Source organism: Bacteroides sp. Marseille-P3684, from assembly GCF_900291465.1.
Classification (GTDB): domain Bacteria; phylum Bacteroidota; class Bacteroidia; order Bacteroidales; family Bacteroidaceae; genus Phocaeicola_A.
On sequence record NZ_LT985808.1, the window covers coordinates 3,178,432 to 3,194,830 of the forward strand.

At 57.3% G+C, this 16,399-nt stretch carries 11 protein-coding genes; 4 read left to right on the forward strand and 7 right to left on the reverse strand.

Annotated features, from left to right (window positions below):
• Positions 1-63 precede the first annotated feature (63 nt).
• A complete protein-coding gene (ybaK, locus tag C8275_RS12610; RefSeq protein ID WP_022384826.1) occupies positions 64-546 on the reverse strand; it encodes a Cys-tRNA(Pro) deacylase in 483 nt (160 codons plus the stop codon).
• 63 nt (positions 547-609) lie between these two features.
• On the reverse strand, positions 610-3,441 hold the full coding sequence (gene uvrA / locus C8275_RS12615) for an excinuclease ABC subunit UvrA (protein ID WP_106625413.1): 2,832 nt from the start codon (positions 3,439-3,441) through the stop codon (positions 610-612).
• Positions 3,442-3,692: 251 nt separating this feature from the next.
• On the opposite strand from uvrA, the gene C8275_RS12620 reads away from it, so the two are divergent.
• Both C8275_RS12620 and C8275_RS12625 read left to right on the forward strand, forming a co-directional pair.
• Positions 3,693-5,474, forward strand: a complete 1,782-nt coding sequence (locus C8275_RS12620) for a LysM peptidoglycan-binding domain-containing protein (RefSeq protein ID WP_106625414.1) — start codon at positions 3,693-3,695, stop codon at positions 5,472-5,474.
• Entirely contained in the window at positions 5,471-6,184 is a 714-nt protein-coding gene (locus C8275_RS12625) for a porin family protein (RefSeq protein WP_022384829.1), read from the forward strand. Before C8275_RS12620 ends, C8275_RS12625 begins: the two co-directional genes overlap by 4 nt.
• A 67-nt stretch (positions 6,185-6,251) precedes the next feature.
• Here C8275_RS12625 and C8275_RS12630 read toward each other — a convergent pair whose 3' ends face one another.
• The gene (locus C8275_RS12630) at positions 6,252-7,031 is read right to left on the reverse strand and encodes a Cof-type HAD-IIB family hydrolase (protein ID WP_022384830.1); all 780 of its coding nucleotides are present in this window, start codon (positions 7,029-7,031) and stop codon (positions 6,252-6,254) included.
• A 163-nt stretch (positions 7,032-7,194) separates the two neighbouring features.
• Here C8275_RS12630 and C8275_RS12635 point away from each other — a divergent pair, with 163 nt between their 5' ends.
• Both C8275_RS12635 and C8275_RS12640 read left to right on the forward strand, forming a co-directional pair.
• Entirely contained in the window at positions 7,195-9,399 is a 2,205-nt protein-coding gene (locus C8275_RS12635; RefSeq protein ID WP_106625415.1) for a sodium-translocating pyrophosphatase, read from the forward strand.
• 117 nt (positions 9,400-9,516) lie between these two features.
• The gene (locus C8275_RS12640; RefSeq protein WP_106625416.1) at positions 9,517-10,491 is read left to right on the forward strand and encodes a glycoside hydrolase family 43 protein; all 975 of its coding nucleotides are present in this window, start codon (positions 9,517-9,519) and stop codon (positions 10,489-10,491) included.
• A gap of 183 nt (positions 10,492-10,674) precedes the next feature.
• Here the strand turns inward: C8275_RS12640 and C8275_RS12645 are convergent, their stop codons facing one another.
• From C8275_RS12645 to metA, 4 genes are all read right to left on the reverse strand, one after another.
• Positions 10,675-11,556: a PepSY-like domain-containing protein gene (locus tag C8275_RS12645; RefSeq protein WP_106625417.1), complete on the reverse strand. Its 882-nt coding sequence runs from the start codon at positions 11,554-11,556 to the stop codon at positions 10,675-10,677.
• Positions 11,557-11,633: 77 nt separating this feature from the next.
• The gene (locus tag C8275_RS12650; RefSeq protein WP_106625418.1) at positions 11,634-12,602 is read right to left on the reverse strand and encodes a hypothetical protein; all 969 of its coding nucleotides are present in this window, start codon (positions 12,600-12,602) and stop codon (positions 11,634-11,636) included.
• Complete coding sequence (locus tag C8275_RS12655) at positions 12,589-14,421, reverse strand: U32 family peptidase (protein WP_106625419.1); 1,833 nt, start codon at positions 14,419-14,421, stop codon at positions 12,589-12,591. Before C8275_RS12655 ends, C8275_RS12650 begins: the two co-directional genes overlap by 14 nt.
• Positions 14,418-15,335 (reverse strand): homoserine O-succinyltransferase, encoded by a 918-nt coding sequence (gene metA / locus C8275_RS12660; protein ID WP_106625420.1) that lies wholly within the window; start codon positions 15,333-15,335, stop codon positions 14,418-14,420. The genes C8275_RS12655 and metA overlap by 4 nt, the downstream gene beginning before the upstream one ends.
• Between the last annotated feature and the right edge of the window lie 1,064 nt (positions 15,336-16,399).

Below are 16,399 nucleotides of genomic sequence, written 5' to 3' on the forward strand. Positions count from 1 at the left end.
GATATTAGATAATTAATAGTAGGTTTTTTAATGGTCACAAATATAGACATATTTTTCAACTCTCTACACAAATAGCGCACAAACTTCAGCGCGTGCCTCACGAATTAGGTCCTGCGGTGCCAATTTTATCTGCAAACCGCGCACGCCGGCGCTTACATAGATGTAGGGGAAGGACAAACAGGTGTCATGGATATAGGTCGGGAAGTGCTTCTTCATCCCGATGGGGGAACAGCCGCCACGGATGTATCCGGTGGTGGGAAGCAGTTCTTTCAGGGGGAGCATCTCGCACTTCTTGTTGCCGGACGCCTTGGCTGCCATTTTCAGGTCCACCTCGTGCTCGCCGGGAATGACACAGACGAAGTGCCCGGTCTTGTCGCCCCGGAGCACCAGCGTCTTGAACACTTGCTCGATGTCTTCTCCCAGACTTGCCGCCACATGGACGGCACTCAGGTCGTTTTCATCCACTTCATAGGGAATCAGTTCGTAGGGCACTTTTGCCTTGTCCAGCAGACGTGCCACATTGGTCTTGTTTATCTTGTTGCTCATAAGTCAGCGATTCTGTTTTTTCTGTGATTGGTCTGTTCCGCAAGCTCCGCCTGCGTCAGTTGCTCATTGTCGTGCCAGCTCTTCGCGGAGGAACCTGGCGGTGTATCCTTCCGGGCATTGTGCCACTTCTTCGGGCGTGCCGCTGCACAGCAGACGTCCGCCTCCCCGTCCGCCCTCAGGACCCATGTCGATGAGGTAGTCGGCAGCCTTGATGACGTCCATGTTGTGCTCGATGACGATGACCGTGTTGCCTTTGTCCACCAGTCGGTTGAGGACGGTGAGGAGGACACGGATGTCCTCGAAGTGCAGTCCGGTCGTCGGCTCGTCGAGGATGTACAGGGTCTTGCCGGTATCCCGCTTGGAGAGCTCGGTGGCGAGCTTCACACGCTGACTCTCCCCGCCCGACAAGGTGGTGGAGGGCTGCCCCAGCTTGATGTATCCCAGGCCGACTTCCTGCAGGACCTTGATTTTATTCAGTATCTGCGGCACATTCTCGAAGAACTCCACTGCCCGGTTGATGGTCATGTCGAGCACGTCGGCAATGGACTTGCCCTTGAAACGCACTTCGAGCGTCTCGCGGTTGTAACGCTTGCCGTGGCACACTTCGCAAGGGACGAGTACGTCGGGGAGGAAGTTCATCTCGATGGTCTTGTAACCGTTGCCTCCGCATGCCTCGCAGCGTCCGCCGCTCACATTGAAGGAGAAGCGGCCCGCCTTGTAGCCGCGAATCTTCGACTCGGGCAGCTCCACGAAGAGCGAACGGATGTCGGAGAAGACGCCCGTATAGGTTGCAGGGTTCGAACGCGGCGTGCGTCCCAAAGGCGACTGGTCGACATCGACCACCTTATCTATATACTCCAGCCCCTCAATGACGGTGTAGGGCAAGGGGTCACGCAGCGAACGGTAGAAATGTTGCGAGAGGATGGGTTGCAGGGTATCGTTGATCAGGGTGGACTTGCCGCTGCCCGAGACGCCGGTGACACAGATGAACCGTCCCAGGGGGAACTCCACGTCAACGCCTTTCAGGTTGTTGCCCGAGGCACCGCGCAGCCACAACGACTTGCCGTTGCCCTGACGGCGCACCGCCGGTATCTCTATCTTCATTTCCCCGTTGAGGTATTGCGAGGTGAGGGTATGGGTCTTCAGCATCTCCCCGGGGGTACCGGCGAACACCACTTCACCGCCCAGTCGTCCTGCCTTCGGTCCCATGTCGACCACATAGTCGGCATTGAGCATCATGTCGCGGTCATGCTCGACCACAATCACGGTGTTGCCCATGTCCCGCAGTTCCTTGAGCGAGTTAATCAGGCGGATGTTGTCACGCTGGTGCAGACCGATGCTCGGTTCATCGAGGATGTAGAGCACGTTGACGAGCTGCGAACCAATCTGTGTGGCAAGGCGGATGCGCTGGCTCTCACCGCCCGACAGGGTGACCGACGAACGGTTGAGCGACAGGTAGTCCAGTCCCACATCGAGGAGGAACTTCAGACGGGTACGTATCTCCTTCAGGATTTCTTCGGCGATGCGGAGCTGCTTGCCGTCGAGGTGTTCTTCCACATGGAGCATCCAGTCATAGAGTTCGCTGATGTCCATGGTCGCCAGTTCATAGATGTTCTTGTCGTGGATGCGGAAGCTCAGCGCCTCGCGATTCAGGCGTGCCCCTCCGCAATCGGGGCAGACCGCCGTCTTGGCAAACTGTTCCGCCCACTTCTGTTGGGTCGCGGACGCATCGCTCTCCTGAAGCATCTGGATGTACTTGACCAGTCCTTCAAACGTCGTGAAATAGTCGGACGAGGAATGGAGCAGCGTGCTCTTGATTTTGATGCGCTCATCCGAACCGTGGAGTATCTCGTCGATGGCTTCGTCGGGCAACTCGCTCACGGGTGTCTTCAGCGTTGCCTCATACTTCTCCAGCAAGGCGGCAATCTGCCAGAATATCATGGCATTCTTGTATTTTCCCAGGGGGACGATGGCACCCTCGTAGATGGAGAGGCTGCGGTCGGGAATCACCTTGTCCACATCAATCAGGTTGACAAAGCCCAGTCCCTTGCAACGCGGGCAGGCTCCCTGCGGAGAGTTGAACGAGAAGTTGTGCGGTGCCGGCTCCCGGTAGGACAGTCCCGTGACCGGGCACATGAGCCGTTTGCTGTAATGACGGACGGTATTCGTGGCGACATCGAGCACCATGAGCAGTCCCTCGCCCTGGGTCATTGCCGTCGCCACGCTCTGCGTCAGTCGTTTGTCGTCCTTGTCACTGACGGCAAGCTTGTCGACCACCACCTCAATGTCGTGGTTCTTATAGCGGTCCAGCTTCATCCCGTGCATCACTTCGCGCACCTCTCCGTCAACCCGTACGTAGAGGTAGCCTTTCTTCCGCACTTGCTCGAACAGCTCCTTGTAGTGTCCCTTCCGGGTACGTACCAGCGGGGCTAGCAGCATGATGCGCTTGCCGGCATAGTCGCGCAGGATGAGGTCAATAATCTGTTCTTCGGTATATTTCACCATCTTCTCCCCCGACAGGTAGGAATACGCCGTACCGGCTCGGGCAAAGAGAAGTCTCAGGTAGTCATATATTTCAGTGGTTGTCCCCACGGTAGAGCGCGGGTTCTTGTTGGTTGTCTTCTGTTCGATGGAGATGACGGGGCTCAGTCCCGTGATCTTATCCACATCGGGACGCTCCATGCCTCCCAGGAAGTTGCGTGCATACGCCGAGAAGGTCTCGATGTAGCGGCGTTGCCCTTCGGCGAAAATCGTGTCGAAAGCCAGCGACGACTTGCCGCTTCCGCTCAAACCCGTAATGACCGTCAGGCTGTTGCGTGGAATCTCCACGTCAATGTCCTTCAGGTTGTGTACGCGGGCACCGTACACGTTTATCTTTTCCGTTTCGTCTGTCATAGTGTTGTCTTGCTTCTGAATGAAAGTGTCTGGCGAACCATATCCCTGCAAAAATAATGCTTCAAGGTGAATTTATGGACATGAGACCGAAGAATATTTAAGCGGAAGCACTCGATGCCGGGAGTTTTTTTATACTTTTGCGGACAAATCGTGGCTCACTCAAGTTTCGCATACGCTCAACTTATCAGTTGTCAATCCGTCAACTACCTCTTGGGTCTGCGAGAGTTGAACGGCTCCTAAAACAAGTAAGAATGAAACTCCTACGACGTTGGTTATGCATCGGTCTGTTTGCCGGCCTCTCCTTCGGTCTTTCGGCACAGACAAACACCTATTTCCTCCATACAATCGCACGGGGCGAGAGTCTGACCTCCATCGCCGCCACTTACAATGTATCGGTTTCCGACATCATCCGCCTCAACCCGGGCAGCGACAAGCTGATCAAGGCGGGTGAGCAGCTACGCATCCCCCAGTCAGCCAGCCAGAGTGCCACCCGCTACCACACCATCCAGCCGGGCGAAACGCTCTACCGCCTCATGCAGCAATATGGGGTGACGGTAAAGGCTATCTGTGACGCCAACCCGGGACTGAGCGCCAGCAACTTCCGCAGCGGACAGGTCATCATCATCCCTCCGTCGGACGCGTCCGCGCCCCCCGCACAACCACAACCGGAGAGCAAGCCGGTCCAGGTGCCCCGGCAGCAGGAGGTCCAGGACATCCACAAGGTGAAGCGTCGGGAGACCATCTACAGCATCTGCCGCGAATATGGCATCACGGAGGAAGAACTGATTGCCGCCAACCCGGAACTGCGCAGCGCCAGCCTGAAGAAAGGCACCTACCTCCGCATCCCTTACCACAAGGAGAGTCCGGTGACGCCCGTAGCCCCCACCACCATCCCGACGGACAACGAACTGTTTGCCAGCGTACGCCCGGACACACAGAGCAAGAGCCGGCTGCGTGTGGCAGTGATGCTGCCCTTCATGCTCGACGGCTCGGGACAGGGGGAACAGGCACGCATGGTGGAGTATTACCAGGGATTCCTGATGGCAATCAACGAGCTGAAGCAGAAGGGGACGTCATTCGACATCTACACCTACGATACCCGAGACGATGCCTCTACCATCCGCAGCATCCTCGCCAAGAACGAGATGAAGCAGATGGACCTCATCATCGGTCCGGGACACTCGACCTACATCCCTGCCATCTCCGACTTCTCGAAGGAGAACAAAATCCGTCTGGTGGTACCCTTCACGTCAAAGTGTGACGAGGTGTTCACCAACCCTTACCTCTATCAGGTCAATACGCCGCAATCCTACCTCTACTCCGAGGTGTACGAACACTTCCTGCGCAAGTTCCGCGGGCAAAACATCATCTTTGTGAATGCAGCCGATGGCGGAACGGACAAGCGTGACTTCATCGCAGGCTTCAAGCAGGAACTGAAGAATCAGGGAGTATCCTACAAGGAGATTCTTGCCAACAGCAAGGAGAGCATCGAGAGTGCCTTGAGTGCCGGCACGGAAAACATCCTCATCCCCACCTCGGGCAGCAACATTGCCCTCATCAAGCTCCTCCCCTACCTGAAAGCCCTGAAGCTGTCGTGGGAGGCTGACGGCACGCCCGACAAGTACAGCCTGCACCTCTTCGGCTATCCGGAGTGGCAGACCTACACCGCCGACCACCTGAACGACTTCTACACGTTTGACACCTACTTCTACACGTCGTTCTATGCCAACAACCTGTCGGTGGATGTCGTCAACTTCCAGCAGGAGTTCCGCCGCTGGTATCACAAGGAAATCCTCAACACCTACCCGAAGTATGCCATCCTGGGCTATGAGACGGCTAACTTCCTCCTGCAGGGACTGTCACGCTACGGTAACAACCTGGAGGACAACCTGGACAAGATTTGTGTGACTCCCATCCAGACCAGCTTCCGTTTCGAACGGGTGAACAACTGGGGCGGATTCATCAACAAGAAGGTATTCTTCATCCACTTCACCAAGGACCATGAACTGATTAAAATGGATTTTGACCGATGAAGCAGACACTTAAAAGCACCCTCCTCCTTCTCGCCGTCCTTCTCCTGGGCGGTCTCCTGCCTGCCCGTGCCCAGGTGGGCGAAGCACGCAGCGACCTTGCCATCGGTGTCAACGGCGGTATCAATCTGAGCAGCGTGACGTTCAACCCGACCATCAAGACCACCAACCTCATGGGCATGTGCGGCGGCTTGACCATCCGCTACACGTGTGAGAAATACTTCACCGCCATCTGTGCCCTGCAAATGGAAATCAACTACGCCCAGCGCGGATGGAAGGAAGACATCGAGGACGGCAGCGGCAACACCTACCAGCGCACGACCAACTACCTGGAAGTGCCGTTCATGTTCAACATGGGTTGGGGACGCGAGCAGCGCGGCGTGAAGTTCTTCATCAACGCCGGTCCGCAGATGAACTTCTTCCTGAGCGAGAAAGAAGAGTACGGCGGCGGAACGTGGGACACCTCCAACCGCCCGAACAACGTGGTGGAACAATACGGGAAAGACACCGAGAACTCGTTCGACTACGGAATCTGCGGAGGCGGAGGCATCGACTGGAGCACGAAGGTCGGGCATTTCGTGCTCGAAGGACGCTACTACTACGGCCTGGGAGACATCTTCAAGAACACCAAGAAGGACTATTTCGGTCGCTCGGGCAACTCCTCCATCACCGTCAAGCTCAGCTATCTGTTCGACATCATCAAGACAAAATAAAGTGAACCCATGCAGGGACAGGCGATCTGTACGCCCCTGCATGGGTTCACTGTATCCGGCTTGCTCCTCAACCCAGAAAATGCTGCAAGGCACGAAGGACCCCGTCCTCATCGACCGAGGTCGTGACATAGTCTGCCTGCGACTTCACGGCATCATTCGCGTTGCCCATGGCCACACCGATGCCGGCACGGCGTAACATCGCTACGTCGTTCCCGCCATCTCCGAAAGCCATCGTCTCCTCAATCCCGATACCGAAACGGGCAGCCATGCGTTCGATGCCCTTCCCCTTGTCGGCTCCGTCGGCTGTGATGTCCGTGAAGGCAGGATGCCAACGTCCGGAGATGCAGCCGGGCAGTTGCGGCAGGACGATGCGCTCCGTCGGTTCATCAATGATGGGAGTTATCTGAATGATGCGCTCCTGAAAGATGGTATCCAGCGGCGGATTCTCGGGCAGGTGCTGCACGTTGAGGTACTCGTAGAAAATCTTATAGAGCAGGTCGTTGGGGTTTTGCAGGACGATGTGCTTCTCGCCCACATAGACGCAGGCAAAGTGCATCTCGTCGGACAGGCGTGCCATGATGCGCACATCCTCTGCCGGGATGGGATTGCACGCCACCACCTCTTTGCCCACGAAGCTGAATGCCCCGTTGGTAGTTACGTAGCCGTCAATCAGATGCTCGATGGCACCCAGGTTGTCGATGATGGCAATGGGACGTCCCGTCGCAATGAAAATCTTTACACCCGCTTTCTTGGCCTGTTCAAGCGCCGCTACCGTGGAAGCCGGTATGGCATGTGTACGGAAGCTCACCAGCGTCCCGTCAATATCAAAAAACAATGCTTTTATCATAATCCAAAATCTTTTCCGTCCGCAAAGATAGACAGAAATAAAGACATACCCAACCCTCCTCCCATGAACAAAATGCTACAAAAAAGCAGACAAACATTTGCACACGTACAGGCTTTTGCCTACTTTTGAAGCGAAGAAAAACACCTTATTCAACTTTAATATCATGGAACATTTACTCTTCTGGCTTGTGCCGGTATCGTCGGTACTCGCCTTGTGCTATGCCTATTACTTCTACCGTCAGATGAAGACGGTGAGTGAAGGCACGCCTCAGATGGCGCACATCGCAGCGGCTGTCCGCAAAGGCGCCATGTCGTATCTCAAACAACAGTACAAAGTCGTCGGATGGGTCTTCGTGGGACTCGTCATCCTCTTCTCCATCATGGCTTATGGCTTCGGTGTACAGAACTCCTGGGTGCCTGTCGCCTTCCTGACAGGCGGTTTCTTCTCCGGTCTTTCGGGCTTCCTCGGCATGAAGACTGCCACGTATGCATCGGCACGTACCGCCAATGCAGCCCGTGAATCACTCAACAGCGGTCTGCGTGTCGCCTTCCGCAGCGGTGCGGTCATGGGACTCATCGTGGTCGGACTGGGCCTGCTCGACATCTCGTTCTGGTACCTGTTGCTGAACGCCGTCATCCCCGAAGACGCCCTCTCCCCCACTCAGAAACTCTGTGTCATCACCACCACCATGCTGACCTTCGGTATGGGAGCCAGCACGCAGGCACTGTTTGCCCGTGTGGGCGGTGGTATCTATACGAAAGCTGCCGACGTCGGTGCCGACCTCGTGGGCAAGGTGGAAGCCGGCATCCCGGAAGATGACCCGCGCAACCCCGCCACCATCGCCGACAATGTGGGCGACAACGTGGGCGACGTCGCCGGTATGGGCGCCGACCTCTACGAATCCTACTGCGGCTCCATCCTCTCGACTGCCGCACTCGGTGCTGCCGCCTTCCTGCACTCGGGCGACACCGTGATGCAGTTCAAGGCTGTCATCGCCCCGATGCTGATTGCCGCCGTGGGCATCCTGCTCTCCATCCTGGGCATCTTTGCCGTACGGACGAAGGAGAAGGCCACCATCAAGGACCTGCTGGGTTCGCTCTCCGTGGGCACCAACCTGAGCTCCGGGCTCATCATCGTCGCCACCTTCCTCATCCTGTGGCTGCTCGGACTTGAGAACTGGGCACTCATCAGCTGCTCGGTCGTAGTCGGTCTGCTGATGGGCGTTGTCATCGGACGTTCCACCGAATACTACACTTCGCAATCCTATGCTCCGACCCGCAAGCTGAGCGAAAGCGGCAAGACGGGTCCTGCCACGGTCATCATCTCGGGCATCGGACTGGGCATGCTGTCCACCGCCATCCCGGTCATCTCGGTGGTCATCGGCATCATCCTCTCCTACCTCTTCGCAGCTAACTTCGACCTGAGCAACGTCAGCATGGGTCTCTACGGCATCGGTATCGCCGCCGTGGGCATGCTGTCCACCCTGGGCATCACCCTGGCAACGGACGCTTACGGTCCGATTGCCGACAACGCAGGCGGTAATGCCGAGATGTCCGGTCTGGGCAAGGAGGTACGCCAACGCACGGATGCACTCGACTCCCTGGGCAACACCACAGCCGCCACCGGCAAAGGCTTCGCCATCGGTTCTGCCGCCCTGACGGGACTTGCCCTGCTGGCTTCCTACATCGAGGAAATCCGCATCGGTCTCGACCGCATCGGCACGGATGTACTGACGCTGGCTGACGGACGCACGGTCAACACCGCCGACGCCACCTTCACCGACTTCATGTACTACTACGACGTGACACTCATGAACCCGAACGTGCTGGCAGGCATGTTCATCGGCAGCATGATGGCCTTCCTCTTCTGCGGACTCACCATGAACGCCGTGGGACGTGCCGCCTCACACATGGTGGCTGAGGTACGCCGTCAGTTCCGCGAAATCAAAGGCATCCTCTCGGGAGAAGCCGAACCGGACTACGAACGCTGTGTGGAAATCTCCACCCGAGGTGCACAACGTGAGATGGTACTTCCGTCCCTGCTCGCCATCATCGCTCCGGTAGTGACCGGCTTCATCTTCGGCGTGCCGGGCGTGCTGGGTCTGCTGATTGGCGGACTGGCAAGCGGCTTCGTGCTGGCAGTCTTCATGGCCAATGCCGGCGGCGCCTGGGATAACGCCAAGAAGTACGTCGAGGAAGGCAACTTCGGCGGCAAGGGCAGCGAGGTACACAAGGCAACTGTCGTCGGCGACACCGTGGGCGACCCGTTCAAGGACACCTCCGGTCCGAGCCTCAACATCCTCATCAAGCTGATGAGCATGGTTGCCATCGTCATGGCAGGACTGACCGTCACCTGGAGCCTGCTGTAAGGCAGACGCTCCCGCAGACAGACGACATCCGCGAAGAAGAGCCGGGACAGAAACGCTCTCCTTCGCGGATGTTCCATGAATATCCTTACCTTTGCACCCCGACAAACACGAGACACAATGAAAAGACTACACTCCCTGCTCGCGGGGGCACTCCTGCTCTCCGCCATTTCACTGACGGCAACGGCACAGCCCCCGTCCGCTTCCGCCTCTACTCCCGAAACAGACTACTACCTCTCCACCTCCTTCCACGAACCGGCTGACGAAGGGCTTCGCCTGCTCTACAGCACCGACGGCATCCGCTGGGACAGCATTCCCGGCACGTGGCTTGCCCCGAAGCTGGGTGCCGGCATCCTGCGCGACCCGTCCATCCGACGCGGACCCGACGGAACGTTCCACCTGGTGTGGACCATCGCGTGGAAAGGCGACACGGGCATCGGCTATGCCTCCTCGAAGGACCTGATACACTGGAGCGAGCAACGGCGCATCCCCGTGATGGACCACGTGGCGGACACCTACAGCGTGTGGGCGCCGGAGCTGTTCTACGACGAAGTGAAAGGGCAATTCCTGATTGTCTATACCGCCGTCGTGAACGACGGCACCTGCACCGGACGGCGCAACGAACACGGTGACTACCACCGCCTCTACTACGTCACCACACGCGACTTTACCGAGTTCTCCTCTCCCCGCCTGCTCTATGATGCGGGCTACAGCTGCATCGACGGCTTCATCGTGAAACGGGGCGACGGGGACTATGTGCTCGTGGCGAAGGACAACCGCAAGGCAAACAGCAACCTGCGCGTAGCCTTTGCCCGGAATGCCGAAGGTCCGTACACCAATCCGCTGTCGCGCCCCTTCACGGGCATCTTCGCCGAAGGTCCGTCCGTCAGCCGGGTGGGCGACACCTACTACATCTATTACGACCTCTACCGCCGGCACATCTACGGTGCCAGCACCACGCGCGACTTCATCCACTTCACCGACGTCACCGACCAGGTGTCCTTCCCGCAGGGGCACAAGCACGGCACGACTTTCCGCGCACCGGCTTCCATCGTGGAAGGGCTGCTCCGTGCAGCACAACAACACGGGGATTGACCTCATCAACCCCAGGGACAGACAATGAACAAGCCGGACTTAGATGGACCAAAGTATAATACTTTGGCACCCTAAGTATAATACTTAGGTAGGCTAAGTATCATACTTAGGTCCATCTAAGCCGGCTTCATTGCCTGTCTCTCCCCCAGGATGAGGAGGGAGAAGGCACGTGTATCCGTTCACTCAGTCCCTCACCTCGGAAGTCTGTCCGTCTTCGGTGATGCGGACGTCCATTTCGTAATTGTCCAGGTCAACCAGGTAATAGCTCTCGCCGGACGCCGTCTCCACCCAGTCGCAATCATCGATGCGGTAGCCGGCGTACTTGCCACTGAGCGCATTCGTCACGACAGCAGGGATGTCCCGTCCGCAGTCCGTCTTACTCCACAACCAGCTATAGGAGGAGTCAAAACGCAGCTCGATGCTCTTCCCGTCATAAATCACGTCCACCTCATAGCCGCCCTGTTCCCGGTCGATGTCCACGATGCGGGCACCGGCATAGCGTCCGTTGATGAAGTCCTCGATGGCGGAAGGCTTCTGTGACGGCAGCAGACTCTCGTTGCGGTCGTCGTCCTGGTCGGTCACGTCGCGGAAGAGGGTGCCGTTGGTGTCGAAGTACAGGTCATGGTCCTGCTGACCGCGCTGCTCCACCTCAATCTTGAAGATTGCCTCGTAGTCGGGACGCTGTATCTCGTCGATGTCGTCCACCACCCACTGGGCATACGCGCTGGTATAGAACCCGTCGCGTACGGCCTGCGGCAACGCGTCGATGTTGCGTCCGTGGTCAATCTCGGTCATCATCCAGCTGCCGTCTGCCGTGTACCAGGCATCGTGCTCCTTGTTGTCCTTCCAGAACTCTGCCACGATATAGCCGCTGCGCTCATACTCCCACTCCACCCGTGTGGCACCGGAATACTGCTGGCTGAAGGCTGCCTGGACGGCTTCGGGGGCAGCGAACTTGTCCTCGTCGTCATCACATGCCGTGAATGCGAACATGCCTGCCACACACAGCGTGGCTACTCTCATCCATTGGATACTCTTCACAGTTGTCAGTCTTCTTGTCTTCATAGTCTTGTTGCTTTTGGTATTTCTGAAGGCAAAGCTAGACGGCAATTCTGAAAAGAATTTGAAACGCACGACAATTTTCACTCATTGTCCCAGCCGCAGTGGGGACAGACGCCTTTCCGGGACAGACGGGCGCCGCAGTGACCGCATACATAGGTAGAGAAACTGGTGCGCAGGAGGTAGCGCACGGTGTAGAAGAAGAAGGCTGCCGACAGGGCATAGCCCACGTAGTAGTAGACGCTCCACGTGACAATCATGTAGAGGAACAGGCACAGGGTACCCAGTCCGAGCAGGTAGAGCAACGACGTGGAGAAGTCGAGCTGATGGAACAGGTCGTCGACCAGTGCCAGGGCAGACAGGAGGACCGCCCACACCGACGCGATGAACAGCGCCAGCAGGAGGGGCAGCCCGAAGGGGTTGAGCGTAGGGTTGAAGTAGTAGTGTACCCACGTCTCGGGCACGAAGCGTTGCATGCTGGCATAGAGCGTCGCCGACAGCACGATGCAGATGCACAGCACGGCGGGATAGATGCTGTCCACACGGGAGGCAGTCACCGACGAGCGTGTGGACGACTTGCGGCGCGACCGCCGGACGAGGTAGAACAGGATGAAGGCGCAGCCGATGAACAGGAAGACCCGGTTGCGCAGGCTGGAGAACCAGTGGATGAACTGTGAGATGGGGTCGACCGGGACGACACTCTCGAGCAGATGTTCCTCGGGCACCCACCCCATGGTGTGCTGGTCGCGTGCCACCTTGATCCATACGGCATGGACCGTGTCGGACGTCATGCGGGCAAAGTCCGCCACCACCAGCACGTCACCACGGCGGACCCACAGGGAGTCGGCGCTGAGCATCTCGCGCAGGGGCAGCGAGTCGGCGAGCACCTTGAAGTTGTAGTTCACGCCGTAATGGTGGGTGGAGCGGAACTCCAGCGAGTCGCGCTGCTCACGTGTGAGGTCCCACACCGAGTAGTCCGGCTCCGGATAGTGACACGACACCAGCAGGAAGCCCACGACAAGCAACGTTCCTATCCACTCAATCAGTTTCATGGGACACTTTCATCTGGCAGTTCTTGCAATCGAAGTCGAGGCGGAAACGTCGTTCGTCGGAAGCGACCAGGTAGTAAGGCTCGCGGTAGGGGGAACGCCCCTTCTGACGCACCGGACACCAGCCCATGCTGTAGCGCAGGCAGTGCTTGCAGAACATCAGCACGGCGTCCTTCGGCGGACGTTTCTCAAAGGCGGGAGCGATGCGCAGGACTCCGCGTTCGCGGTAGAACTGCTCCGCCTGTCCGTTCATCACATTGCCCAGGTAGGTCAGCTCCTGCACGGGGAAGGGCACGGGACGGCGGCTGATGCGTGCCGTCTCACGCGGACAGGTCATCCGGCGCACCTGCAACAGCTTGTCGACCACCCGACGACGCCAGTCCGTCAGGACCGATGCCGGGATGAACCATTCACCCGACAGGGACAGGCGGATGGCGGAAGGCTCGAATGGCGTGTTGCCCAGCTTGTCCAGCTGACGGCGCAGGTTGTCCGCCTGCGGGGTGCGGGCAGGCTCCTTCGGGTAGTCAAAGCTCAGGACGGCACGCAGTCCGTCTTCGTCAGTCATGCCCAACATGAAGCCGAAGGGACACTCGCCCAGCTCGATGTCCACCCGGATGCGCCGCTCGGCAGTCTTGTGCGAGAGTGCCTTGTCGAACGCCTGGTCGTAGTTGCGGAAGAGCACGGTGCGGGGCTTGATGCGCGGCATCTCCTGCGGATAGAGCCGGTTGCCCTCGGCACGGTTCACACGGAAGCCCTGCAACTTGCCGCGCTCGTCGATGAAGCACAGCCCGTCGCCATTGTTGAACGGCTTCACGCCAGCCACGGTCAGCCAGTTGCCGCGCACCTCCTTCACCGTGCCCATCTCCTCGCCCAGCGACTTGGGCGTATCGAACGAGAAGATATCCATGTTGCGTCCGTCCAGGAAGTAGTGGGTGAAGCCGCGGCTGAAGCTCTTGTCGAGCTGCGGACGGAAGTCCAGCCGGACCTCGCCCGACGAGGCACGCACGTACTCCTTCCGTCGGCTGAACAGCTCGTCGAGCTTGCGGCGATAGGCAGCGGTGACGTTCTTCACATAAGCCACGTCCTTCAGCCGTCCCTCAATCTTGAGCGACGTGGCACCGGCATCGAGCAGCTCCTCCAGGCGGTCGCTCTGGTTGAGGTCCTTGAGCGAGAGGAGGTGCTTGTCGCGCACGATTTTCCGTCCGTCAGCGTCCTCCATGTCGAAGGCAAGGCGGCAGAACTGGGCACACTCACCGCGATTGGCACTGCGCCCAAAGCATGCCTGGGAGACGTAGCACTGTCCGCTGTAGCTCACGCACAGGGCACCGTGCACAAAGACCTCCAACGGCACATCGGGGCACTCCTCATGGATGCGGCGTATCTCGCCCAGTTCCAGCTCGCGTGCCAGGACTACCTGACGGAACCCCGTATCAGCCAGGAAGCGTACCTTCTCGGGCGTCCGGTTGTCCATCTGCGTGCTCGCATGGAGCGGGATGGGCGGAAGGTCGAGCTTCAGGATGCCCATGTCCTGCACGATGAGGGCATCCACCCCGATGCGGTAAAGCTCCCAAATCATCTCCTGCGTCTCCGCCAGCTCCTCGTCGCGCAGGATGGTGTTCACCGTCACGTAGATGCGGACGCGGAAGAGGTGGGCATAGTCCACCAGGGCAGCAATGTCCTCCAGCGTGTTGCCGGCAGCGGCACGTGCCCCGAAACGGGGAGCACCGATGTAGACGGCATCGGCTCCGTGGTCCACGGCTGCCCGTCCGCACTCCAGGTTCCGGGCAGGTGCCAGCAGTTCGATTTTGCGTGGTTTCATCAGCGTATCTCGTTAATGTCGTAGGGAGTTTCCTGATAAACGTAATAGTTCAGCCAGTTGGAGAAGAGCAGGTTGGCATGGGCACGCCAGCGCACCAACGGGGGCTGCGAAGGGTCATCGCCGCGATAATAGTTCCGCGGCATGTCGATGGGCAGCCCTTTCGCCAGGTCGCGCTTGTACTCCCCGTCGAGCGTGTAGGGGGAATACTCGGAATGTCCCGTCACGAAGAACTCCCGTCCGCCTCTTGCCATGACCATGTAGACCCCAGCTTCGGGCGATTCGGAGAGGATGTCCAGCTCGGGGCAACGCTCGATGTCCTCCCGACGTATCTCCGTATGGCGGCTGTGGGGAACATGGAACACGTCGTCGAACCCACGGAAGATGGGCAGCAGCGGACGGTTGACCGTATGCTCGAAGATGCCGAACATCTTGTGCGGCAGGTCATGCTTGGGGACACCGTAGTGGTGATACAGCCCTGCCTGTGCCGCCCAACATATATATAAGGTAGAGGTGACATGCGTCCGTGCCCAGTCGAAGATGGCAGACACCTCGCTCCAGTAGCTCACCTCCTCGAAAGGCATCTGCTCGACAGGCGCCCCCGTGATAATCATCCCGTCGAAACGTTCGTTGCGCATCAGTTCGAAATCCTTGTAAAAGGCTTTCATGTGTTCGACGGGCGTGTTCTTCGGCGTATGGCTGCGCAGCTTCATGAACGACAGCTCAATCTGGAGCGGTGTGTTCGACAGCAGACGCACGAGGTCGGTCTCTGTGGTGATTTTCAGCGGCATCAGGTTGAGCACCACGATGCGCAGCGGACGGATGTCCTGCCGGCTCGCACGCGAATGGTCGAAAACGAAGATGTTCTCTTTCTTCAACAGTTCGATGGCCGGCAGTCTGTCAGGTAAATTTAAAGGCATAGTCAGTATCTTGAATTAAGCGTTGCAAAGATAATGACTTTTTGCATAGGCGGGACCATGAAGCCTTTGCCAAGTAAACAAAAAGGAATGTGTAGGGGCGAGCGGTCTGCTCGCCCGCCGTGTCGTGCAGGAGGCATTTGACAAAATGTCAAACGAAGGCGCTGAGACTGCCCACGCCTGCACCAAAATACGATTTGGTGGATTTCGTGGCATTCTCAGGCGATTTGCAAAATACAGATTGCCGTCGGTTCGACCCGAATACTGCCATGCAGGAAGGTCCCAAGCCCTGTGTCTTTCCCGACTGACATCTTCCGCTTCCTGAAGTACGCTTTATGAAAGCTTCCGATTTATTGACACACCTCCCCTTCCAGCGAATGAAACTTGCACTTTTTGCATTTCCTTCTCCAAAGATTTGACTTTCGCGGACGAAACAATATTGTTTGAGAGATGAAACTATATTGTTTGACGAGTCAAACACAAGTGTTTCGCGGACGAAACAATATTGTTCGGGCATCAAAATGTAAAGATTCCGAAATTCAACTGTATAGTTTTCTAAAATAAGACGCTTTTTCCGGCATTTTCGTTTGCATTCATTTGCAATTGCGAGCTGGTTTGACTGATTTTCGAAAAGTACGCGTTAGCTGAAATGGTGTATTTGGGAAATAAAGGAAGCGAATACGATGTTTGAGGGAGCAAAATGACAGTAGAGTTTACTATTGGCCAAGACGCTCTTGTTCCTCTTTTGCAGCTCCTTTGCCACGATAATCTTTCTTGCTACGAAGCACGTATGAAATGCTGAGTTGTAACAAGTGCGAACCTCCCTTCCTGTCCTCCGTTTGCACAACACCGTTGACCACCAGAACCAGCTACCATACATTTTACGGCAGCGGCACATACACAAACCGTTGGCTAAAATTACGGAGATTTATTATATGACGGATGACTTTTGCAAGGAATTTGCTAAAATCCTGGAAAAATACATGGCTGAGATGTTCCTTGGGATGAATATATTGTGCTATCCTTTATCATAACTATTGGATATTTAACTACTAAAAGTTGTACAA

Excerpts from the sequence above, each read along its gene's own strand:
- ybaK (WP_022384826.1), bottom strand. The coding sequence starts at position 546 with ATGAGCAACAAGATAAACAAGACCAATGTGGCACGTCTGCTGGACAAG.
- uvrA (WP_106625413.1), bottom strand. The coding sequence starts at position 3,441 with ATGACAGACGAAACGGAAAAGATAAACGTGTACGGTGCCCGCGTACAC.
- C8275_RS12620 (WP_106625414.1), top strand. The coding sequence starts at position 3,693 with ATGAAACTCCTACGACGTTGGTTATGCATCGGTCTGTTTGCCGGCCTC.
- C8275_RS12625 (WP_022384829.1), top strand. The coding sequence starts at position 5,471 with ATGAAGCAGACACTTAAAAGCACCCTCCTCCTTCTCGCCGTCCTTCTC.
- C8275_RS12630 (WP_022384830.1), bottom strand. The coding sequence starts at position 7,031 with ATGATAAAAGCATTGTTTTTTGATATTGACGGGACGCTGGTGAGCTTC.
- C8275_RS12635 (WP_106625415.1), top strand. The coding sequence starts at position 7,195 with ATGGAACATTTACTCTTCTGGCTTGTGCCGGTATCGTCGGTACTCGCC.
- C8275_RS12640 (WP_106625416.1), top strand. The coding sequence starts at position 9,517 with ATGAAAAGACTACACTCCCTGCTCGCGGGGGCACTCCTGCTCTCCGCC.
- C8275_RS12645 (WP_106625417.1), bottom strand. The coding sequence starts at position 11,556 with ATGAAGACAAGAAGACTGACAACTGTGAAGAGTATCCAATGGATGAGA.
- C8275_RS12650 (WP_106625418.1), bottom strand. The coding sequence starts at position 12,602 with ATGAAACTGATTGAGTGGATAGGAACGTTGCTTGTCGTGGGCTTCCTG.
- metA (WP_106625420.1), bottom strand. The coding sequence starts at position 15,335 with ATGCCTTTAAATTTACCTGACAGACTGCCGGCCATCGAACTGTTGAAG.